General features: G+C 62.7%; 16 protein-coding genes and 2 pseudogenes. 12 read left to right on the top strand and 6 right to left on the bottom strand.

Annotation, left to right across the window (positions count from 1 at the left end):
* The first annotated feature begins 103 nt into the window (after positions 1 to 103).
* The 3 genes from HMPREF1023_RS01625 to HMPREF1023_RS01615 all read left to right on the top strand — a co-directional run bounded on the left by HMPREF1023_RS01625 (position 104) and on the right by HMPREF1023_RS01615 (position 3,146).
* Entirely contained in the window at positions 104 to 1,411 is a 1,308-nt protein-coding gene (locus tag HMPREF1023_RS01625; RefSeq protein ID WP_035578263.1) for an FAD-dependent oxidoreductase, read from the top strand.
* Positions 1,412 to 1,498: 87 nt separating this feature from the next.
* Positions 1,499 to 2,830 carry a DNA repair protein gene (locus tag HMPREF1023_RS01620; RefSeq protein ID WP_009608574.1) on the top strand — a complete coding sequence of 444 codons (1,332 nt, stop codon included), beginning with the start codon at positions 1,499 to 1,501 and terminating at the stop codon, positions 2,828 to 2,830.
* The gene (locus HMPREF1023_RS01615) at positions 2,823 to 3,146 is read left to right on the top strand and encodes a hypothetical protein (protein ID WP_009304388.1); all 324 of its coding nucleotides are present in this window, start codon (positions 2,823 to 2,825) and stop codon (positions 3,144 to 3,146) included. The genes HMPREF1023_RS01620 and HMPREF1023_RS01615 overlap by 8 nt, the downstream gene beginning before the upstream one ends.
* A gap of 76 nt (positions 3,147 to 3,222) precedes the next feature.
* Here the strand turns inward: HMPREF1023_RS01615 and HMPREF1023_RS01610 are convergent, their stop codons facing one another.
* Entirely contained in the window at positions 3,223 to 5,754 is a 2,532-nt protein-coding gene (locus HMPREF1023_RS01610) for an excinuclease ABC subunit UvrA (protein WP_009304387.1), read from the bottom strand.
* Between the two features lie 277 nt (positions 5,755 to 6,031).
* Here HMPREF1023_RS01610 and HMPREF1023_RS01605 point away from each other — a divergent pair, with 277 nt between their 5' ends.
* Positions 6,032 to 7,639, top strand: coding sequence for an aminotransferase class I/II-fold pyridoxal phosphate-dependent enzyme (locus HMPREF1023_RS01605; RefSeq protein WP_009304386.1), 1,608 nt, complete (start codon positions 6,032 to 6,034; stop codon positions 7,637 to 7,639).
* Between the two features lie 10 nt (positions 7,640 to 7,649).
* Here the strand turns inward: HMPREF1023_RS01605 and HMPREF1023_RS01600 are convergent, their stop codons facing one another.
* On the bottom strand, positions 7,650 to 9,803 hold the full coding sequence (locus tag HMPREF1023_RS01600; RefSeq protein WP_009304385.1) for a Tex family protein: 2,154 nt from the start codon (positions 9,801 to 9,803) through the stop codon (positions 7,650 to 7,652).
* A gap of 81 nt (positions 9,804 to 9,884) precedes the next feature.
* Between HMPREF1023_RS01600 and HMPREF1023_RS01595 the strand changes: the two genes are divergently transcribed.
* The 5 genes from HMPREF1023_RS01595 to HMPREF1023_RS01575 all read left to right on the top strand — a co-directional run bounded on the left by HMPREF1023_RS01595 (position 9,885) and on the right by HMPREF1023_RS01575 (position 15,217).
* Complete coding sequence (locus HMPREF1023_RS01595) at positions 9,885 to 10,226, top strand: arsenate reductase family protein (RefSeq protein WP_009304384.1); 342 nt, start codon at positions 9,885 to 9,887, stop codon at positions 10,224 to 10,226.
* 152 nt (positions 10,227 to 10,378) lie between these two features.
* The gene (locus tag HMPREF1023_RS01590; RefSeq protein ID WP_009304383.1) at positions 10,379 to 12,331 is read left to right on the top strand and encodes a fructose-bisphosphatase class III; all 1,953 of its coding nucleotides are present in this window, start codon (positions 10,379 to 10,381) and stop codon (positions 12,329 to 12,331) included.
* Positions 12,332 to 12,467: 136 nt separating this feature from the next.
* Positions 12,468 to 13,739, top strand: a complete 1,272-nt coding sequence (locus HMPREF1023_RS01585) for an ATP-binding protein (RefSeq protein ID WP_009304382.1) — start codon at positions 12,468 to 12,470, stop codon at positions 13,737 to 13,739.
* Positions 13,740 to 13,748: 9 nt separating this feature from the next.
* The gene (locus HMPREF1023_RS01580; protein WP_009304381.1) at positions 13,749 to 14,636 is read left to right on the top strand and encodes an aldose 1-epimerase family protein; all 888 of its coding nucleotides are present in this window, start codon (positions 13,749 to 13,751) and stop codon (positions 14,634 to 14,636) included.
* Positions 14,637 to 14,644: 8 nt separating this feature from the next.
* Positions 14,645 to 15,217, top strand: a complete 573-nt coding sequence (locus tag HMPREF1023_RS01575; RefSeq protein ID WP_009304380.1) for a DNA-3-methyladenine glycosylase I — start codon at positions 14,645 to 14,647, stop codon at positions 15,215 to 15,217.
* Between the two features lie 40 nt (positions 15,218 to 15,257).
* Here HMPREF1023_RS01575 and HMPREF1023_RS01570 read toward each other — a convergent pair whose 3' ends face one another.
* The gene (locus HMPREF1023_RS01570; RefSeq protein ID WP_009304379.1) at positions 15,258 to 16,940 is read right to left on the bottom strand and encodes a SulP family inorganic anion transporter; all 1,683 of its coding nucleotides are present in this window, start codon (positions 16,938 to 16,940) and stop codon (positions 15,258 to 15,260) included.
* Positions 16,941 to 17,351: 411 nt separating this feature from the next.
* Here HMPREF1023_RS01570 and HMPREF1023_RS01565 point away from each other — a divergent pair, with 411 nt between their 5' ends.
* Complete coding sequence (locus HMPREF1023_RS01565; RefSeq protein WP_009304378.1) at positions 17,352 to 17,879, top strand: nitroreductase; 528 nt, start codon at positions 17,352 to 17,354, stop codon at positions 17,877 to 17,879.
* 48 nt (positions 17,880 to 17,927) lie between these two features.
* A complete protein-coding gene (locus HMPREF1023_RS01560) occupies positions 17,928 to 18,605 on the top strand; it encodes an HXXEE domain-containing protein (protein ID WP_009304377.1) in 678 nt (225 codons plus the stop codon).
* A gap of 263 nt (positions 18,606 to 18,868) precedes the next feature.
* On the opposite strand, the gene HMPREF1023_RS15120 is transcribed toward HMPREF1023_RS01560, so the two are convergent.
* Positions 18,869 to 19,018 (bottom strand): type II toxin-antitoxin system YafQ family toxin, encoded by a 150-nt coding sequence (locus tag HMPREF1023_RS15120; protein WP_220150939.1) that lies wholly within the window; start codon positions 19,016 to 19,018, stop codon positions 18,869 to 18,871.
* A gap of 270 nt (positions 19,019 to 19,288) precedes the next feature.
* Here HMPREF1023_RS15120 and HMPREF1023_RS15375 point away from each other — a divergent pair, with 270 nt between their 5' ends.
* Positions 19,289 to 20,509, top strand: coding sequence for a hypothetical protein (locus HMPREF1023_RS15375; protein WP_009304376.1), 1,221 nt, complete (start codon positions 19,289 to 19,291; stop codon positions 20,507 to 20,509).
* Here HMPREF1023_RS15375 and HMPREF1023_RS15110 read toward each other — a convergent pair.
* Positions 20,493 to 20,570: pseudogene (locus HMPREF1023_RS15110) on the bottom strand (helix-turn-helix domain-containing protein); the annotation flags it as partial. The gene HMPREF1023_RS15375 and the pseudogene HMPREF1023_RS15110 overlap by 17 nt on opposite strands.
* A pseudogene (locus HMPREF1023_RS16155) lies at positions 20,551 to 20,781 on the bottom strand (RNA polymerase sigma factor); the annotation flags it as partial. The pseudogenes HMPREF1023_RS15110 and HMPREF1023_RS16155, both read right to left, overlap by 20 nt.
* Between the last annotated feature and the right edge of the window lie 76 nt (positions 20,782 to 20,857).

Genomic DNA, 20,857 nt, shown 5'->3' with positions numbered 1-20,857 from the left:
CGTCAATGAGCGCCCTACGCTTCGCGCACCAGCGGCTTCCCGGCAGCTTCGACGCGCTATCGTGTGCGACCGTGAAAACGGAACCGAAGCGAAAGGGCTGGCCATGACCTCTTTATGGGAAGCGACTGCCGTGCGTCCGCGCGAGGGCGCTCGGATGCTCGAAGGCGACGTGCGCGCCGACGTGCTGGTCATAGGCGGCGGCATGGCGGGCGTTTTGAGCGCCTACCTGCTGACGCAGGCAGGATGCCGATGCGTGCTTGCCGAGAAAGACCGGGCGGGTGGGAGCGTTACGGCGAACACGACGGCGAAGGTGACCGCGCAGCACGGCCTTGTGTACGACAAGCTCGTCAAGCAGGAAGGGCCCGACCGGGCGCGCCAGTACTTCGAGGCGAACCAGGCGGCGGTCGAGGGGCTGCGGCAGCTCGCCGCCTCCGTTCCCTGCGATTTCGAGGAGCGAACGGCGTACGTGTACGCCGAGCAGTCCGCCGCCGCCCTCGAACGCGAGCGGAACGCCTACGAGCGGTTGGGCATCCCGCATCACGAGCTGGCGAGCGCTCCCGTGCCGCTGCCGAACAAGGGTGCTCTCGGCATGGAGCGGCAGGCGCAGTTCAACCCGCTCAAGCTGCTCTACGGGCTGCTCCCCTCCATCGACGTGTACGAGCACGCCTTCGTGACCGGCGTCGAGGGCAACACGGCGCGCACGGATCGCGGGTCGATCACCGCCGACTACATCGTCTACGCGACGCATTATCCGCTGGTCAACGTCCCGGGACTCTACTTCATGAAGGAGCACCAGATGCGCTCGTACGTGATCGCGCTGGAAGGGGCGCCGTTGACGGACGGCATGCTCATCAGCGACGGCGGCGGCTTCTCCTTCCGCACGTACCGGGACTTCCTGCTGGTGGGAGGCGGCGGGCACCGCACCGGAGAGGGGCCGAAGCCGAGCGAGGGCTACGCCGAGGTCCGCTCGTTCACGGATGCGGCGTACCCTGAGGCGCAGGAGCGCTACGCGTGGGCCACGCAGGATTGCATGAGCCTGGACCACCGGCCCTACATCGGCGTGCATCGTCGCAGCCGTCCGAACCACTACGTGGCGACCGGGTTCAGCAAATGGGGCATGACCGGCTCGTACGTCGCCGCGCGCACCATAACCGACCTCATCGTGAAAGGGAGGAGCTCGGTGCAGGGCCTCTTCTCGCCGCAGCGCTCCATGCTGCATGCCAGCTTGTTCTCGAACCTGGGCACCTCGACGGCGAACCTGGTGAAGCCGGGCCGCCGATGCTCGCACTTGGGCTGCTGCCTCGCGCACAACGACGTGGAGGACTCATGGGACTGTCCCTGCCACGGCTCGCGCTTCGCCGCCGACGGCACGGTGCTGGAAGGGCCGGCAACGAAGCCGATCTCGGTGTGAAAGCGGCAGCGGCTCCTCCGATCCCGCGACGAACGTGCTATACTAAACGAACAAGTGTGCTGGTTAGGTGAGGAAGGGGTCGGCGCGATGGAGCGCACGTACGTGTGCATAGATTTGAAGAGCTTCTACGCCAGCGTCGAATGCGTCGACCGCGGGCTGGACCCGTTGACGGCGAACCTCGTCGTGGCCGATCCCGACCGCACGGAGAAGACCATCTGCCTGGCCATCACGCCGTCCATGAAGGCGCTCGGCCTGTCCAGCCGTTGCCGCGTGTTCGAGATCCCCGAGAACGTGGACTACGTCATGGCGAAGCCGCGCATGCAGCGCTACATGGAGGCGTCGGCCGACATTTACTCCATCTACCTGCGCTTCGTGTCGCCCGAGGACGTCCATCCCTATTCCATCGACGAATGCTTCATCGATGCGACGCCGTACCTGTCGCTGTACCGGACGAGCGCCCGGGAGTTCGCCGTCATGCTCATGGAGGCGGTGCTGGCCGAGACGGGCGTGCGCGCCACGGCAGGGGTCGGGCCGAACCTGTTCTTGGCGAAAGTGGCGCTCGACATCACGGCGAAGCACGCCCGGGACTGCATCGGCTTTCTCGACCAGGCCGAGTTCGAGCGCACTATCCAGACCCACCGGCCCATCACCGATATCTGGAACATCGGCCCGGGCATCGCGAGGCGCCTGGCGAAGTACGCGGTGTACGACCTGCGCGGCGTATGCGAGATGAGCGAGGCCACGCTGTACCGCGAGTTCGGCGTGAACGCGGAGTATCTGATCGACCACGCCCACGGCGTCGAGCCGTGCACCATCGCCGACATCCACGCCTACGAGCCGAGCGGGCATTCTCTGGGCAACGGCCAGGTGCTGCCGTGCGACTACTCGTTCGAGGAAGCGCGCGACGTGCTGCGCGAGATGGTGGATCAGCTGGTGCTCGATCTCGTGGAGAAACGTCTGGTCGCCGGATCGATATCGCTGTACGTGGGGTACGCGAAGGGTCCAGGCGAGCGTGCGGGCGAATCGGACGGCGCGTTCTTCGACGGCGGCCACGGCAGGCGCCCCGCAAGCGGCCGCCGCGGTTTCTCTCACACCGGCTCCACGCGCAGGCAGGCGGATCGCACGAACCTCTACTCGAAGCTCATGCCGCGGTTCCTCGACCTGTTCGACGAGACCACGCGCAAAGACGCGCCCATCCGCCGCATCAACGTGGGCGTCGGCGGGGTGCTCCCCGAGGAGTTCGCCACGATGGACCTGTTCTCGGACGTGGAAGCGGAGGCCGAGGAACATCGCCTGCAGCAGGCCGTGCTGGCCGTGAAGGGGCGCTTCGGCAAGAACGCGCTTCTGCGCGGCACCAGCTTGAAAGAGAAGGCCACGGCGCGCGAGCGCAACGAGCAGATAGGAGGGCACCATGCCTGAGCGCCGACCCCGCGCCGACCGCGCGCAGCAGTTCATGCCGTTCGCCGCGCTCAAAGGCTACTACGACCTCATCCGCGAGCGCGAGCGCGTGGCAGAGCCGAAGCGCGAGCTGACCGACGAGCAGGCGCTCGAGCTGTCGCGAAAGCTCTCCCAGCTGAAACGGCGCGAGATGGCGTGCATCGTCCACTACGACGGCGAAGCGTACGTCACCGCGCGCGGCCTGGTCAGCGACATCGACCTCGCGGCCCGCACCGTCACCGTCGTCCGCACCCGCATCCCCCTCGACGACATCGCGGACATCCGGACGGACGCGTGACGCATCATCGCCCGAAAAACACGCTCGAAGGCCGTTTTGCGTGTTTTTCGGGCGATGATGCACGTGCGATGGTGCATCAAAGGTACCTTCCGGTGACGCTCTCGGGGTTGTCGGCCACTTGCTCGGGAGTGCCGACGGCCACGATGCGGCCTCCGGAGGCGCCGCCGCCGGGGCCGAGGTCCACCACGTAGTCGGCGTTGGCGATGACGTCCAGGTCGTGCTCGATCACGACGACCGTCGCTCCCTGCTCCACCAAGCGCTCGAACACGCCCAGGAGGGTGCGCACGTCGAGCGGGTGCAGGCCGATGGTGGGCTCGTCGAACACGAACACGGCATCGTCCTGCGCCCGGCCCATCTCGCTGGCGAGTTTCAGGCGCTGCGCCTCGCCGCCCGACAGCGCCGGCGTGGCCTCGCCCAGCGTGAGGTAGCCCAAGCCCAGCCTGTGCAGCGTGTCCAGGCGGGCGCGCGCCTTCTTCAAGCCGGACGCGGGCGTGCGCGCCTCGTCCACGGTCATGGCCATGAACTGGGGCAGCGTGCAGCCGGGATCCTCGCAGCCCTCAGCGGCGCGGTGGATGCGGGAGGCCTCCGGGGCGTAGCGCGAGCCTCCGCACACGGGGCAGGTGATGTCCACGTCGGGCAGGAACTGCACGTCCAGGCTGATGGAGCCCGTGCCGTCGCATTCGGGGCAGCGCAGCTTCCCCGTGTTGTAGGAGAAGTCGCCCGCTTTCAGCCCGGCCGCCTTGGCTTCGGGCGTGCGCGCGAAGGCGCGGCGCAGCTCGTCGTGCACCCCGGCGTAGGTGGCCACGGTGGAGCGCACGTTCGAGCCGATGGGCGTGGCGTCGATGAGGTTCGCCCGCTCGATGCCCGCGGCTTCGATGCGCTTGACGTGGGCGGGAAGCTTCGCGCCGCTCGCGTTCGCGACGAGCGAGGGGATGAGGCTTTCCAGCACGAGCGTCGTCTTGCCCGAGCCGGACACGCCGGTGACGGCGGTCAAGCGACCGCGCGGGACGGCTACCTCGAGCGGCTTCACGGTGTGCAGTGCCTCGGTGGCCAGCTCGATGCTTCCGTGGGCGAACACGTCGGCGGCGGGAATGCGCTCGCGCACGCGCACGGTTTCCGCGCCGGAGAGAAAACCGCCTATCAACGAGGCGGGGTTCGCCTCCACCTCGGTCAGCGTCCCTTGCGCGACGATCCTTCCGCCGTCCGCGCCCGCGCCCGGCCCCATCTCCACGAGCCAGTCGGCGGCGGCCAGGATGCGCGTGTCGTGGTCCACCATGACCACCGAGTTGCCGTCGGCGAGCAAATCGCGCATCACCTCGACGAGCCCGTCGATGTTGGAGGGGTGCAGGCCGATGGACGGCTCGTCCAGCACGTACAGCACGCCGGTGGTTCGGTTGCGCACGGCGCGGGCCAGCTGCACGCGCTGGCGCTCTCCGGTGGACAGCGTGGAGCCCGCGCGATCGAGCGCGAGATAGCCCAGCCCCAAATCGACGAGGCGGCGCGCCGTGTGCTGGAACGACTCGACGATGTTGTGCGCCATCGGGCGCATCTCGGGCGTGAGGCCTTCGGGCACGGCGTCCGTCCAGGCGACCAGCTCGTCGAGGGTCTTCGCGGACGCCTCGGCCAGGTCGATGCCCGCAACCTGCGGGAGGCGCGCCTCCGGGGAGAGGCGCGTGCCGTCGCACTCGGGGCAGACGCCCTGCTTGAGGAAGCGCGCCACGCGCCCCAGACCCTTCTCGTCCTTCACCTTCGCCAACGCGTTCTCCACGGTGTAGACGGCGTTGTAGTAGGTGAAGTCCAGCTCGGCGAAGGTGTCGGTCTTCTTCGCCTTGTACAGGATGTGCTTCTTCTCGGCTGGGCCGGAAAACACGATGTCGCGCTCGGCGGGCGTCAGCTGGTTGAAGGGCACGTCGGTGCGCACGCCCATCTCGCGCGCGACCTGCTTCATGAGGTCCCACATGAGCGTGCTCCAGGGCGCGACGGCGCCTTCGTCGATGGCGAGCCCCTCGTCGGGCACCAGCGAGTCCAGGTCCACGGTGCGCACGATGCCCGTGCCGTCGCACTCGGGGCAGGCGCCGCCGCTGTTGAAGGCCAGGTCCTCCGCGCCGGGGCCGAAGAACTCCACGCCGCAGACGGGGCACGTGATGGGGCGCTCGGCGGCGACGTTCAGCGTGGGCGGCACGCGGTGGCCGTTCGGGCACACGTGGCTGCCGGCGCGCGAGAACAGCAGGCGCAGGCTGTTCAGCAGCTCGGTGGACGTGCCGAAGGTGCTGCGCACGCCGGGCACGCTGGGCCGCTGGTGCAGGGCGAGCGCGGCGGGCACGTGCAGCACCTCGTCCACGGAGGCGCGGCCCGCCTGCGTCAGGCGGCGGCGCGTGTAGGTGGAGAGCGCTTCCAGGTAGCGCCGCGACCCCTCGGCGTACAGCACGCCCAGGGCGAGCGACGACTTGCCCGACCCCGACACGCCCGCGATGCCGACGAGCCGGTTCAGCGGGATGCTGGCGTCGATGTTCTTCAGGTTGTGCACGCGCGCTCCGCGCACCTCGATGCGGTCGGGGCCGTGCAGGTCGCGGCCTGCGTCGGCCGCCGTCGCGCTCTGTTGATCCATGGTGCGCCTCTTGGGGTTCGTCGGGTGTCGTCGCCGTTTTCGGCTCTGCGTTTCGTCGAAGCGTATGGTAGCACGAGCGCGGTCGGCTCGCGTGCCGCGGATGCGGAGGAGCGCATCGGTTGGCGACGGTTCGCAGCCGAAACATTTAGCCCCTGTTGACCATCGGCCCTCGGAAACGTGCCGGAAAAATGAACTTTCGGTTCAAGTATGGTAAAGAGTTCAAGAACCTGCTTTAATGAGTTCAATTTATCCGGAGCGAAATTGAACTTACGGAGCGATGATGACCGAGAAGCAGGAAACGTTCGCCGAGCGTCTGGCCCGCGCGATGGCAGCCAAAGGCTACAAGCAGGCCGATCTCATCCGCATCGCGGGAGATCGCGGCATGAAGCTTGGGAAAAGCCAGGTCAGCCAATATGCGAACGGCAAAACGGTGCCCCGCAGGCCCGTGGGGGAGGTGCTGGCCGACGTGCTGGGCGTGCCCGCCGCATGGCTGATGGAGGGCGCGGGGGAAATTGAACCTGAAACCGTGTCCCGCGGCACCGCGGACGGCGTGAGCAGGCCGGCAAGCGCATCGCAGGGCGCAGGGGGAGCGGCCCCCGCAGCCGGGGCGCACGCGGACGCCTCCGCGACGCCGATCATCGACCGTACCGAACCGAGGAGCGATACCATGCGCGAGATCAAGAAGTCGACCAAGCTGGACAACGTACTGTACGACGTGCGCGGGCCGGTGGTGGAGGAAGCCGAGCGCATGGAGGAGGCCGGCGCGCGCATCCTGAAGCTCAACATCGGCAACCCGGCGCCGTTCGACTTCCGCGCGCCTGAGGAGATGGTGTTCGACATGAGCCGCCAGCTGGCCGAATGCGAGGGCTACTCGTCGGCGAAGGGCCTGTTCTCGGCGCGCAAGGCCATCATGCAGTACGCGCAGCTCAAGCACATTCAGGGCGTGGACATCGATGACGTGTACACCGGCAACGGCGTGAGCGAGCTCATCAATCTCAGCATGCTGGCGCTGCTGGACAACGGCGACGAGGTGCTGGTTCCTTCGCCCGACTACCCGCTGTGGACGGCGTGCGTCACGCTTGCCGGCGGCACGCCGCTGCATTACGTGTGCGACGAGCAGGCGGAATGGTATCCCGATATGGACGACATCCGCAAGAAGATCACGAGCCGCACGAAGGCCCTCGTCATCATCAACCCGAACAACCCCACCGGCTCGCTCTACCCGCGCGAGGTGCTGCAGGAGCTCGTCGACATCGCGCGCGAGCACGACCTCATCATCTTCTCGGACGAGATCTACGACCGCATCGTCATGGACGGTTTGGAGCATATCTCCATCGCCTCGATGGCGCCCGACGTGTTCTGCGTCACGTTCAGCGGCCTGTCGAAGTCGCACATGGTGGCGGGGTACCGCATCGGCTGGATGGTGCTTTCGGGAGACAAGGCGCGGGCGCGCGACTACATCCTGGGCGTCAACATGCTGTGCAACATGCGCATGTGCTCGAACGTCCCCGCGCAGTCCATCGTGCAGACGGCTCTCGGCGGACACCAGAGCGTGCAGAGCTACATCGTGCCGGGCGGGCGCGTGTACGAGCAGCGCGAGTACGTGTACAACGCGCTGAACGACATCCCCGGCGTGACCGCGGTGAAGCCCAAGGCGGGCTTTTACATCTTCCCGAAGCTCGACGTGAAGAAGTTCAACATCACGGACGACGAGAAGTTCGCGCTCGACCTGCTGCACGAGAAGCGCCTGCTCGTGGTGCACGGCGGCGGCTTCAACTGGAAGAAGCCCGACCACTTCCGCGTGGTGTACCTGCCGCGCATCGAGGTGCTGGGCGACGCCATGCGCGACCTGGGCGACTTCTTGAGCCGCTACCGGCAAGCGTGAGGGCGCGCGCCTACGCCTTGCCTTTCACCATGGACAGCGAGATCTTGCCGCGATCCTTGTCGATGCCCGTCACCCACACCGTGACCGTGTCGCCCACGGCCACGACTTCGCTCGGATGGCGCACGAAGCGGTCGGCCATCTTGGAGACATGCACGAGGCCGTCCTGCTTCACGCCGACGTCCACGAACGCGCCGAAGTCGACGACGTTGCGCACCGTGCCGGTAAGCTCCATTCCCACGGTCAGGTCGTCGAAGTCGCGCACGCCCTCGCTGAACACGACCTCCGGCGCATCGTCGCGGGGGTCGCGGCCCGGCTTTTCCAGCTCGGAGACGATGTCGCGCAGCGTGGGTGCGCCAACGCCCAGCTCGGCCGCCAGCGCGTCCACGTCGCCGAGGCGGCTCGCGAAGTCGGGGACGCCGCCGTCGGCGAGCGCTTCGGGCTTCACCTTCGCGCGCTTGAGCAGTTCGTTTGCGACGGCGTAGCTTTCGGGGTGCACGCTCGTGGCGTCCAACGGGTTCTTGCCGTCCGAGATGCGCAGAAAGCCCGCGCAGTTCTGGAAGGCCTTCGCGCCCAGCTTCGGCACCTTCTTCAGCTGACCCCGGTCGGTGAACGCGCCGTGTTCCTCGCGGTAGGCGACGATGTTCTTGGCCACTGCGGCGCTGATACCCGACACGTAGCCCAGCAGGCTCGCGCTGGCGGTGTTGAGGTCCACGCCCACGCGGTTCACCACGTTCTCCACCACGCCCGTCAGCGCGCGCTCGAGCGCCGCCTGGTTGAGGTCGTGCTGGTACTGGCCCACGCCGATGGCCTGGGGCGGGATCTTCACGAGCTCGGCCAGCGGATCCTGGAGGCGGCGCCCCAGGCTCATGGCGCCGCGCGTGGTGACGTCGAGGTCGGGATACTCCTCGCTTGCCAGCTTGGAGGCCGAGTACACCGAGGCGCCGGCCTCGTTCACGATGGTGTAGCGCACGGGCGCCTTCGACCGGGCGATGTAGTCGGCCACCACCTCCTCGGTTTCGCGGCTGCCCGTCCCGTTGCCGATGACGATGACGTTGATGCGGTGCTTCTCGACGTAGGCGGCCAGCTGGGCCTGCGTTTCCTTTACCTGGGAGCGCGGCGGGGTGGGGTAGACCGTGGTGTGGTCGAGCAGCTTGCCGTACTCGTCCAGCACGGCCACCTTGCAGCCCGTGCGGTAGCCGGGGTCGAGCGCGATGATGCGCGCCCCACGCACGGGACGCTGCTGCAGGAGGTTCTCGGTGTTCTTGGCGAACACGCGGATGGCATCGGTCTCGGCGCGCTCGGTGAGCTCGGCGCGCAGGTCGCGCTCCACCGACGGCGCGATCAGGCGCTTGTAGCCGTCCGCGATTGCGGCTTTCAAAAGGGCTGCGAAGGGGCCGTCGCCGCGCAGGATGCGGCGCTCCAGCAGGCCCGTGGCCGCATCGGCGTCGGTGCGCACCTTCACTTTGAGCTTCTTCTCCTTCTCGCCGCGGTTGACGGCGAGGATGCGGTGGTTGGGGATGCGCGACAGAGGTTCGGAGAAGTCGTAGTACGCCTCGTAGACGGTCTTCTCGGACGCGTCGACGGCTTCGACGGACAGGGCCCCGCTTCGCTTGGTGGCCGCGCGCAGGCAGGCGACGTGCTCGGCGTCGTCGGCGACGACCTCGGCCACGATGTCCTGCGCGCCTTGCAGCGCATCCTCAGGCGTGGGGTATCCCGCCTCCGGGTTCACGAGGCCGGCGGCCACGGCCAGCGGATCCTTGGCGCTGCGGCCTTGCGCGAGGATGAGCAGCGCGAGCGGCTCGAGCCCGGCGTCGCGCGCCTTCGAGGCGCGGGTGGCGCGCTTCTTCCGGTAAGGCTTGTACAGGTCCTCGACGCGCTGCATGACCGTGGCCTCGTCGATCTTCGCGCGCAGGTCGGCCGTGAGCTTGCCCTGCTCCTCGATGGCGCGCAGTACCTCGTCCTTGCGAGCCTCGAGGTTGCGCAGGTAGGTCAGGCGCTCGTCCAGATCGCGCAGCGTCGCATCGTCGATGCCGCCAGTGGCCTCCTTGCGGTAGCGAGCGATGAACGGGATGGTGTTCCCCTGGTCTACGAGGTCGATGACGGCCGCGACCTGCGCGGCGGTCAGGTTCAGCTCCTGGGCGATGGTGGTTTGGATGGATGGCATGGGTGAACATCTCGCTTTTGGCTTCGGGTGGTGATAACGTGTTCAGTCATTATAGACGAGCGGACGGAAAGCGGGAGCGCGATGAATATCCAGGTGTTCGGAACGAAGAAGAGCTTCGACACGAAGAAGGCGCAGCGTTACTTCAAAGAGCGGCGCGTGAAGTTCCAGTTCATCGACCTGAAGGAGAAGGGGATGAGCAAAGGCGAGCTGGAATCGGTCGCCCGAGCGGTCGGCGGCATCGACGCGCTGGTCGATCCGAAGGCGAAGGATGCCGACACGGTGTCGCTGCTCGCGTACCTGTCGCCCGATCAGAAGTTCGACAAGCTGCTGGAGAACCAGCACGTGCTGGCCGAGCCCGTGGTGCGCAACGGCAAGCAGGCCACGGTCGGCTACGCTCCCGACGTGTGGAAGACGTGGGAGTGATCGGCCATGCGTCTTCGCGCATCCGGATGTCGCCGAGCGAACGCTTTGCCGACGGGGCGCGCCGATCGGTTTCTTCGCGGCATTCGAGCCCGCTCGGACGGGATAGTATAGAATGAGCGCCATGCTGTAGAATTCGACGAGGAGGTTGTATCGTGGACGCGACCGATATGCGGTATCTGGAACTTCTATCCCGGCTGTTTCCCTCTGCGGACAAGGCTTCGGCGGAGATCATCAACCTCAGCGCCATTTTGAATCTGCCGAAAGGGACCGAGTTCTTCGCCTCCGACATCCACGGCGAGTACGAGGCGTTCTCCCACACCCTGAGGAACGGCTCGGGTTCCATCCGGCTCAAGATCGACGACGTGTTCGGCGATTCGCTGAGCGAGAACGAGAAGCGTTCGCTGGCCACGCTCATCTACTATCCGCGCGAGAAGATGGAGCTCGTGCTGTCGCAGGTGGACGATGCCGAAGCGTGGTACGCCGTCACGCTGCAGCGCCTCGTCGCCGTGTGCAAGCGCGCCGCGCAGAAGTACACGCGCTCGCGCGTCCGCAAGGCGCTGCCGAAGGATTTCGCCTACATCATCGAGGAGCTGATGACGGAGAACCGCCACGGCGTTGACAAGCAGGCCTACTACGCCGCCATCGTCGACGCCGTCATCCGCACCGATCGCGGCGGCGCGCTCGTCGAGGCGCTGTGCCTGCTCATCCAGCGTTTGGCCATCGAGCGCCTGCACATCGTCGGCGACATCTACGATCGCGGGCCGTATCCGCACATCATCATGGACGCGCTCATGGAGCACCACTCCCTCGACATCCAGTGGGGCAACCACGACATCGTGTGGATGGGCGCCTCGCTCGGCCAGCGCGGCTGCATCGCGCACGTCGTGCGCAACTGCGCGCGCTACGGCAACCTGTCCATCCTGGAGGATGCCTACGGCATCAACGTCCTGCCCTTGGCCTCGTTCGCGCTCGAAGCGTACAAGGACGATCCGTGCGTCGCCTTCGGCCTCAAAGGCAATCCGGATCTCCCGCCGCAGGAGCTGGAGATGAACGTCAAGATCCAGAAGGCCATGGCCATCATCCAGTTCAAGGTGGAAGCGCAGCTCATCGACGAGAACCCCGGCTTCGGCCTGGAGGGTCGCAAGCTGCTCGACAAGATCGACTACGAGCGCGGCACGGTGATGCTGGACGGCATCGAATACGAGCTGACCGACACGGTGTTCCCCACGGTGGATCCGGCCGACCCTTATCGGCTGACGCCCGAGGAGGAGGACGTCATGCAGCGCCTCGAGCAGGCGTTCACGGGCTGCGAGAAGCTGCAGCGCCATATGCGCTTCTTCCTGGACGCGGGCAGCCTGTACAAGATATGCAACGGCAACCTGTTGTTCCACGCGTGCGTGCCGCTGAACGCCGACGGCTCCCTCATGGAGACGGAGGTGTTCGGCGAGACGTACAAGGGCCGTGCGCTGTACGACGTCATGGAGCGCTACGTGCGCGCGGCGTTCGACGACGCCAATCCTGAGCTCGCCAAGCGCGGGCGCGACCTTCTGTGGTATATGTGGCTGGGCGAGGGATCGCCCCTGTTCGCCAAGAGCAAGATGGCCACGTTCGAGCTGTACCTGATCGCCGAGAAGGAGGCGCGCAAGGAGGTCAAGAACTCGTTCTATTCCTATCTCGACGACGAGCGCGTGATGGGCGGCATCTTCGAGGACTTCGGCATGGATCCCGAGACGTCGCGCATCGTGTGCGGGCACGTGCCGGTGAAGGTGAAGGACGGCGAGGATCCGGTGAAGTGCGGCGGCCGCGTGCTCACCATCGACGGCGGCTTCTCGAAAGCCTACCAGCCCACCACCGGCATCGCCGGCTACACGCTGATCTCGAACTCCTACGGCTTCGTGCTGGCGGCTCACGAGCCGCTCGAGTCGATGCGCGCCGCCGTGGTGAACGAGCTGGACATCCATTCGTCGCGCAAGGTGGTGGAGCTGGTCGACAAGCGCACGCTGGTGGCCGACACCGACAACGGCTCGGTGCTCAAGCAGCAGATAGCCGACTTGGAAGAGCTGCTGGAAGCCTATCGGTGCGGCATCTTGGCGGAAAAGGAGTAGGAAAGCTCGTCTCTCAGGGTTCGGGAACGTAACGACGCTGCTACGGCTCAAGGTTTCGAGAAGACAGGTTGGCTTCATCTGTTAAAATTCTCAAAAATGGTAGTATATTCCAGATTTGAGAAGATATGAGGTTGTCATGTACATCGAACGAGCGCTTGAACCTTTGGTGAGACGCTATTCCGAGAACTTCAAAATAGTTGCCGTGACCGGACCGAGGCAGGTCGGCAAGACGACTATGCTCAAGCATCTGATGGAGGAAGAGGCCGAGAGCGGTGTCGACCGAGTTTACGTAACGCTTGACAACACGGCAATTCTGCAGACGGCGAAGGAAGATCCGGCGCTTTTCCTGCAGCGCTATCGTCCGCCTGTTCTGATTGACGAGATACAGAAGGCCCCCGAGCTTCTTCCGTATATCAAGATGATCGTCGACGAGCGCGATGATTGCGGATCCGTGTGGATTACTGGTTCCCAGCCGCTGCACTTGATGAAAGCCGTGTCCGAGTCCCTGGCCGGCCGCGTCGGCATCGTGGAAATGCTCGGTCTTTCGCATTCCGAGGTGGCTGGCACCCCCTCGGAACCGTATCTGCCCAGCGCAGACTACTTCATGCGGCGCGTGGATATGGCGAAGCCCTTCGGGGTGTCGGAAGCGTATCGGCAGATATGCGCGGGTTCGCTGCCCGGCATCCGTGCCCTGCCCGACGATTTGCGTGCGGGCGGTTACGAGTCGTATCTGGATACGTATATCATGCGCGACATCCGGGATCTCGCGCAGGTGGGCGACGAGCTCAAATTCAGGCGTTTCATGGCGGCATGCGCTGCCCTCACGTCGAGGCCGGTGGTGTACGCCGAACTCGCCAGGCTTGCGGACATCGATCAGAAGACTGCGAAGACGTGGCTTTCGTTGCTGGTAAGTTCCTACCTGGTGAAGGTGGTCGAGCCGTACTCTAACAACATCCTAAAACGATTGAGCAAGCAGCCCGTCATGCATTTTCTCGATACCGGTCTTGCGGCGTATCTTTCCGGGTGGAGCAGTCCCGAGGCGTTGGAGGTCGGTGCCATGAGCGGGCAGATTTTCGAAACGTACGCATTCGGCGAGGTCTACAAGAGCTTCCTCAATGCGGGCAGGCGAGCTCCGCTGCATTTCTTCAGAACGAACGACAAAAAGGAAATCGATATGCTTTTGGAGCAGGATGGCGTGCTCTTTCCGATAGAGGTGAAGAAGACCGCGTCGCCAAGCAAGAAGGACGCCCGCAATCTCAACGCCATCGATCCAGTGACGTTCGACGACGTTCCTGTAGAGCTGCGGGCTTTCAAGCGCGAAGTGGGGATGGGGTGCATCCTCTGCATGACCGAAGATGCCTTCCCCATAGTCTCGCAGGTGTGGGCGTTTCCCGTGTGGGCGGTGTAAGGAGTGCTGATGAAAGAGCTGTCGACGTTCGTGCTGGAGAACGGCGCGTTGTCCGTGATCATCTCGCCCGTGGGCGCGGAGCTGCAGAGCGTCGTGTGCGGCGGCGTCGAGCGCATGTGGTCGGGCGACCCTGCGGTGTGGGGTCGTCGGGCTCCGTTGCTGTTCCCGCTGATCGGGCGCTTGCGCGACGGTTGGTACGCGAACGGGGGCCGACGGGTGGATGCGCCGATGCACGGTTTCTGCCGCGACCGCTTGTTTTCCGCCGAGCAGGTTTCGGATGTGCGCGTCCGTTTCGAGACGGCTTCCGACGAGCGGACCCGGGCCGTCTATCCCTTCGATTTCCGATTGACCGTCGACTTCACGCTCGAGGGTTCCTCGATCGTGAAGTCGCACACCGTTGAGAACCAGGGCGACGTCCCCCTGCCGTTCGAGCTGGGAGGCCACGAGGCGTATGCGACGCGCTTGTTGCCGGGGGAGCGCATGTCCGACTATTTCGTGCGCTTCGAAGGCGTCGATGTGCTCGAGATGTTCGGGATGGACGAGGCTGGGATACTGACGCTGCCGAAGGTCGAGGTGCCGCTGGAAGACGGCCGCTTGACCAAGACGCCCGAGCAGCTGGGTATCGACACCGTCGTGCTGGAGAACGTTCCTGGCAGCGTCGCGACGCTGGCTAGTGTCGCGCACGGCTACGAGGTGACGGTGGAGTTTTCCGATTTTCCCTATCTGGGCATTTGGACGAAGGCCGGCCAGGACGATGCCCGATACCTGTGCATAGAGCCCTGGTCCGCGCTGCCCGACGCACGCTTCTCCCCACGTGAGCTGTCCGAGAAGCCCGGCGTGCGCACGCTTGCGCCCGGGGAGCGTGCCGTGCTGGAATACCGGATGACGTTTCGCTAGGAGGCGCCATGGACGAGAAGCGCAGGTGCTCGTGGGCGGGCGACGTACCCGTGTACGTCGACTACCACGATAACGAGTGGGGAAGGCCCACCCATGACGATCGCATGCTGTTCGAGCTGTTGGTTTTGGAGGGCGCGCAGGCGGGCCTCTCGTGGCTGACTATCCTGAAGAAGCGCGAGGCGTACCGCGAAGCGTTCGACGGCTTCGACCCTGCCAAGGTGGCGCTCTACGACGAGGCCAAGGTTGAAGAGCTCATGGCTAACGAGGGGATCGTGCGCAACCGCCTTAAGATCAACGCGGCCGTAACCAACGCGAAGCTGTTTCTGGACGTGGCCCGCGAGTTCGGAAGCTTCGATGCGTTCATCTGGGGCTATGTGGATGGCGAACCCATCGTGAACCGCTGGAAAACCCAGGCCGACGTGCCGGCGACCACGCCGCTTTCCGACCGCATCAGCAAGGATCTCAAGAAGCGCGGCTTCAAGTTCGTCGGCTCCACCATCGTGTATGCCTACCTGCAATCCATCGGCATCGTGAACGACCACGTGGTCGATTGCTATGCGTACCGGGAGCTTACGTCGTAAGGATGGTTCGGCCTCCGTCGTCGTGGCGGGCATTTGAAAGCTAGGCCGATGCCGTTTCCCCCTCTTCGTCCAGCAGCTTGCGCGCGTAAGCGATTGCATCGTCGATATTGCTGCGGAAATGGTCTTCTCCCACCATGTCCACGAAACCAGCGCGGCGCATGGTTTTCATCGGCTGCTCGTTGGCGTGCGAGAAGATGAGGCTGACGCCGTTCTCGCGGCAGTACCCGTAGAGGTTCTCCAGCGCGTTCATGCCCGTCGAATCGAGCGATGGCACGCCTCGCATGCGGATGATCAGGTACTTCGTGAAGGATTTCACCGATATGTCGGATATGCGGTCGGTCATGCCGAAGAACATGGGTCCGTTGATCTCGTACACGCGCACGCTTTCAGGGAGTTCGCGCAGGTGCGTGACCTCGGAATCCTCGTCGCAGTAGTATTTCCAGCCGCGAACCTCGGTCTCCTCGCTCACCATCTTCATGAACAGGACGACCGTGATCAACATGCCCACGGCAATCGCCACCACCAGGTCGAACACGACGGTCAGCGCGAAGGTGAGCAGCAGCGTGGCCACCGCTCCTCGGGAGGCCGTCTTGCACAAGTGTGCGAAATTGCGCCATCCCGACATGTTGTAGGCGACGTGCAGCAAGATGGCCGCGATGGTCGGCATGGGGATGAGAGCCGCGTAGGGCATGAAGAACACGAGGACGATCAGCAGCACGAGCGCATGGGTCATGCCGGCGACGGGCGTTCTGCCTCCGTTCTTCACGTTCGCGGCGGTGCGCGCGATGGCGCCGGTTGCGGGGATTCCGCCGAATAGTACCGAGCCGATGTTGCCCACGCCCTGCGCAACCAGCTCCATGTTGCTGCGGTGGTGCGAGCTGATCATGCTGTCGGCGACGACGCAGGACAGGAGCGATTCGATCGCGGCCAGGATGGCGATGGTGATGCCGTTGGGAAGCTGGTCGGCCAGCAGGTCGACGTTGAGTTGGGGAATGCGGAATTCGGGCAGGTCGCTGCTGATGGCGTACAGGTCACCGATGGTGCTCACCTGCATGCCGAAGCCGCTGACCAGGGCGATTCCCACGATGAGCGCGACAAGGGATCCGGGGATGCGTTCGCTGACCTTAGGCCAGGCGAACAGGATGGCGAGGCAGACCGCTCCCACGACGAACGCTTGCCAGTTGGCCGTTCCGATGCTTTGGGCGACGGCCTGCAGCTTGTCCATAGTCTCGACCGTGGGCGCGCCGGCGGGGAAGGCGAGGCCGAGGAAGTCTTTGACTTGGCCGATGACGAGGGTCACGGCGATGCCTGCCGTAAAGCCCGTGGTGATGGTGTAGGGAACGAACCGGATGAGCGATCCCAGCTTGAAGAAGCCCATCAGCATGAGCAGCACGCCGGCGATGACGGTGGCTGCGACGAGGCCGTCCATGCCGTCGGTTGCCACGATGCCTGCAACGATGGTGGCGAACGCCGCCGTGGGGCCCGAGATTTGCACGCGGCTGCCGCCGAGGAACGCGATGAGGAACCCGGCGACGATGGCCGTGTAAAGGCCTTGCTCAGGGCTCACGCCCGAAGCGATGGCCAGCGCGATGGAAAGAGGCAGCGCCACCACGGCCACCATGACGCCCGAAACAACGTCTTTGGGAAGCTGTCGTTTGAGCTCTTCGCTGTCGGTGTGCTTGATGATGCTGAAAAGTATCGGTTTGATCTTGTCGCGTTGCAATGCTCTGCTCTTCCATGTCGTCGCTTCTGCTCGGTGCGCGCGAAAAAGCGTTCCGCCCGGATCGACCGGGCGGAACGCAAGCGAATACTATGCGGTTGGATTCGATTTTGCGCTTCGCCATTATACTGCAAGATTACAAGAGGGCAACAAATCGGGGAAACCCAGGATCCGTCCAACGCAGTCGCCTAGTCCGTTTCCTCTGTCCCTTTTCGTTCGGCATCGTGCTTTTGACCTGAGTCGTTAAACGATCGATCGCTTCTTGCGAGTCCTTAATTGGCCTGATTCTCGCAATTGGCTATTTAATTGACACAGCGGGCTCATTATATTCGAATCGCGAAAACTTGAAAGTTGCACGACGGGATAAGAGCGGGTGGAGCGAGAAGCTCCGCGAAGGATGAATGGAGGCCCCTTATGTCGGGAAACGCGGTCATCGAAAGCCTGAAAACTCGGCGCGCGGTGAGGAGTTATGCAGATAGGCCCGTGGAGCGCGAGAAGCTCGAGGCGATCTTGGAGGCTGCAACCTATGCGCCTACGGGAATGGGGGCTCAGTCGCCTGTGATCGTGCTGGTGGAGAGCAAGGAGACCAGGGACAAGGTAGCCGCCCTCAACGCGGGGGCGATGGGGCGCGACACCGATCCCTTCTACGGGGCTCCTGCAGTCGCGATCGTGTTCGGCCACAAGGACGTTGTGCCTACCTGGTTCGAAGACGCTTGTCTTGTGGCGGGCAACCTTCTGAACGCGGCGCATGCCGTCGGAGTCGATTCGTGCTTCATCTATCGTGCCAAGGAGGTCTTCGAGACCGACGAGGGTCGGGCGCTTTTGAAGGAGTGGGGCCTCGACGGTGATTACGTGGGCGTCGCCAACTGTATTCTGGGCTACGGCGACGGCTCTGCATCCGAGCCGAAACCCCGGAAAGACGGGTACGTGAGGATCGTTTAGGCGGAACGCGTTGGGAGCCGATTCCGTTGGAGCGAGAGGATGGAAGCCATGTTCAAAAGTCCCTTCAGCCGCTGGTGCGACCAAATGTGGCTTTACCTCGTTTATCTTCTCGGGGTTGCGATGACCTGCTATTTGCTGTGGAATTGGGCAGCGTTCGATCTTCCGCAGAAACTCGCCTGCATGCTGGCCGTTGCGGTTCCCTTGCATGTCTTCGAGGAGAACACGTTCCCCGGAGGTTTCTTCTACATGAACAACATGGGCTTCGGTTCGAAAGAACCCATGGTCTATCCTCAGAACCGTTGCACCAACATGATCACGAACCTAGGAGCCGAGATCGTCATAATCGCCGTTGCGCTCAACGCTGCGACGATCGAACCGGTTGTCATGAGCCTGGTGGTCTTCTTCGCGCTGGGGGAGACCGTGAATCACACGCGTAGCGGCATCCTCATGTACCGCAAGTTCAAAGACCGGGGAAAGCGAACCGTCTACGGTCCCGGCCTCGTCACGTCTTGGTGCGTGCTCGTCCCGATGGCTGCCGTGGCGCTCAGATGGCTCGTCGACTGCGGGGCGACCGTGTGGGAGGTAGTCGGCGGCATCGGGATATTCCTGGGGATCGCCGTATTCCTCATCCTCGTTCCGTTCGCGTTCTCGATTCGCATCAAGAGCAGGGAATACGCCTTTCGCGACAAGGGCTACTTCGAGAAGTACGTTGACGGCTCGCGTTGAGGGCTGCCTGTGGGACAAGCGTCTTGTCGAGGACAAAAAAGCGCGTTCGGTTGGCGAGCTCGAAGAGTCGGTGGCGACTGCGCCCCAGATGCAGATGGCTTATGCGCGCCTATTTTTTTTTGGGGGGGGGGTTGGTCAGGATAAGCTCATTAAGGGTATTGTCTTCCAGAATGCTCGCGCATATGCTCCTAGCGGAACAAGTCATCATGGGATCCGGTTCGCTGCATAAGGGCTAAACCATCAAACGTCCTCCAGATCAAAAGTCAGTTGTGTAGCTTTTCGAACGACTCCGTTGTGCTCTCAATAATCAAATCGATAACATCAGCTAAAGGCGCATCGTCGACGTGACGCTTGTCGAGCTTTTTCAAGTCTCGTTTAAAAGCAGGCGTGAATTCAGCTTTCAGGAGGGCCATGCTTACGCCCTCGCCGCACAAGAAGGTTGCGGCCGGAGTCGTAAAAGGCGCCTATTCCGCCAGCAGCGATGATGGATTCGGCTTCCTAAATGCTACGAAGTCTCGTTTCGTTCGGCTCGTGATTGTCGAAATCCAGGGGAATGCGACAATCGCGAGCCGTCTGTTTCCACAAAGCGCGGGTAACGGAGGAAAGGTCGAATCCGTAATATTCTGCAACTTCAGCGGCCGCACGTGGGAAGCCTTATCAGGTACTATATATAGAATAGCATCATGGATAGCAGATTGATTTGCGTACTGGCGAACGACATGATTGAGGGCGTAATGAAAGATATTCCCATAGCTGATTATCCAACCCCACGGACGTGGTGTATGAAAGCTCAAGCTGCACCGAACATTCCACGTGGCTCCATGGGCATGACAGGTGCCTTGAGGATAATTCTGGAAGATGTGGCAAGCGGAAAACCTCAAACCTCTCCTGTTGGCATTCCCGGTTCAGATTCGGAGGTCACCCTTGGCGTTTGCTGCCAGCGTTTAAGACCTGTAGGTCTGGTTAGAGATAAAAATGGTAGCTGGTCCCTCTCTGAGGAGGCTGAGAAATGGCTTTCGTCGAAGGATGACGGCTACTTAGCGGCCGTACTCTGTGCAAATACAAAATACTTAGGCGAAATACTCTACCTCTTGCAGAAGCCGATGAAGGCTTCGATGCTTCAAGAGATCGCAACTACGCAGTATTTTATGCCTTGGAAGAAAAATAGCGAGGTTAATCGGCGTACCGTATGGCTAAGGGATTTGGGTTTAGTCGTCTTTCATGAGCATTCGCTGCTATATGAATTGACTGATGCCGGGCGATCGTTCCTAAAAACCATCGAAGTTGTTTTTCCCGAGTCTATTTCGGAAGGGGAGCTATCTGATCCCCTTGTCTACGAGGCTTCGCCCTGGGCTTTATCTTTATGTGAGCTAGAGCAGGAAGATTTGAGGTCTAGGAAAGGGAGTATCGGTTATTACCCCGGCGGCAAAGCTGAATTAATATCTACGCTCACTGCTTATATTGCATTTTTTGAAGCTCCTAGAACGAGAGAGGAAGTCGAAGCTTTTTCGACGGCAAATTACGGAATCAAGCCTTCTTCTGCTCGCTCATTTCTAAACATGCTATCGGGAATCGGCTTTGTTGAAAGAGCGTCGAGGAACCGCTATCAGGCAACCGAGCTTGCGATTCTCTGGAACAAAGACGCCAACCCATTAAATATGTGTTGCTGTTTGCATAAGGCATGTATGTTTGTTTTCGAAATCTTGCAAGAATTAAAGAATCGACCAAAAACGAAAAACGATCTTTCAGCTGCCTCTATCGTTAAATACGGATTCGAGAAAGAAAATGGTTCTGAAATATTAAAGCGCATACATTTTCTTCAGCTGGCTGGCTTGTTAAGAGATCACAAAGCGGATGAATTTGCGATTACTCAAGCAGGAGAGAAGTTGTCGCTGCCACAATGACAGGATAAGGAACAAGGGCATTTTCCGGGTAGCCGGGTTCGTTACCATTCGTCCCATTCATCAGCATTTTCCTCCAGATATTTTCTTAATTTCTCAAAAGAGCTTGTCCGCCTGTACTGTATCGTGCTTCTCGACGTGTTGAACAGCTCCGCAATCTCGGTATCGTTCATTCCCTCGAAGTAATACAGCAATATGGCTTTGCGCTTTTCTTCCGGCAAAGTACGGATTGCTTCAAGAAGCAGCTTTGGCGTGATTTTCTTCCCGGCTTTCTCAAAGACGGTTTCGGCGGCTTCACGTTTGAAATATTCATCAAACGTGAAGCCGCCGCGCTTCGTCTAAGGTCATGTC

The sequence above is a fragment of the Eggerthella sp. 1_3_56FAA genome (assembly GCF_000185625.1).
Taxonomy (GTDB): Bacteria; Actinomycetota; Coriobacteriia; order Coriobacteriales; family Eggerthellaceae; genus Eggerthella; species Eggerthella lenta.
The sequence above is the reverse complement of the archived record's forward strand: the minus strand, read 5'-3'. Positions and strand labels throughout refer to the sequence as shown.

Coding starts and splice junctions, on each gene's coding strand:
- HMPREF1023_RS01580 (WP_009304381.1), top strand. CDS start 13,749: ATGAAAGAGCTGTCGACGTTCGTGCTGGAGAACGGCGCGTTGTCCGTG.
- HMPREF1023_RS01560 (WP_009304377.1), top strand. CDS start 17,928: ATGTTCAAAAGTCCCTTCAGCCGCTGGTGCGACCAAATGTGGCTTTAC.
- HMPREF1023_RS15120 (WP_220150939.1), bottom strand. CDS start 19,018: ATGGCCCTCCTGAAAGCTGAATTCACGCCTGCTTTTAAACGAGACTTG.
- HMPREF1023_RS01605 (WP_009304386.1), top strand. CDS start 6,032: ATGATGACCGAGAAGCAGGAAACGTTCGCCGAGCGTCTGGCCCGCGCG.
- HMPREF1023_RS01600 (WP_009304385.1), bottom strand. CDS start 9,803: ATGCCATCCATCCAAACCACCATCGCCCAGGAGCTGAACCTGACCGCC.
- HMPREF1023_RS01585 (WP_009304382.1), top strand. CDS start 12,468: ATGTACATCGAACGAGCGCTTGAACCTTTGGTGAGACGCTATTCCGAG.
- HMPREF1023_RS01565 (WP_009304378.1), top strand. CDS start 17,352: ATGTCGGGAAACGCGGTCATCGAAAGCCTGAAAACTCGGCGCGCGGTG.
- HMPREF1023_RS01625 (WP_035578263.1), top strand. CDS start 104: ATGACCTCTTTATGGGAAGCGACTGCCGTGCGTCCGCGCGAGGGCGCT.
- HMPREF1023_RS01620 (WP_009608574.1), top strand. CDS start 1,499: ATGGAGCGCACGTACGTGTGCATAGATTTGAAGAGCTTCTACGCCAGC.
- HMPREF1023_RS15375 (WP_009304376.1), top strand. CDS start 19,289: ATGGATAGCAGATTGATTTGCGTACTGGCGAACGACATGATTGAGGGC.
- HMPREF1023_RS01615 (WP_009304388.1), top strand. CDS start 2,823: ATGCCTGAGCGCCGACCCCGCGCCGACCGCGCGCAGCAGTTCATGCCG.
- HMPREF1023_RS01610 (WP_009304387.1), bottom strand. CDS start 5,754: ATGGATCAACAGAGCGCGACGGCGGCCGACGCAGGCCGCGACCTGCAC.
- HMPREF1023_RS01595 (WP_009304384.1), top strand. CDS start 9,885: ATGAATATCCAGGTGTTCGGAACGAAGAAGAGCTTCGACACGAAGAAG.
- HMPREF1023_RS01575 (WP_009304380.1), top strand. CDS start 14,645: ATGGACGAGAAGCGCAGGTGCTCGTGGGCGGGCGACGTACCCGTGTAC.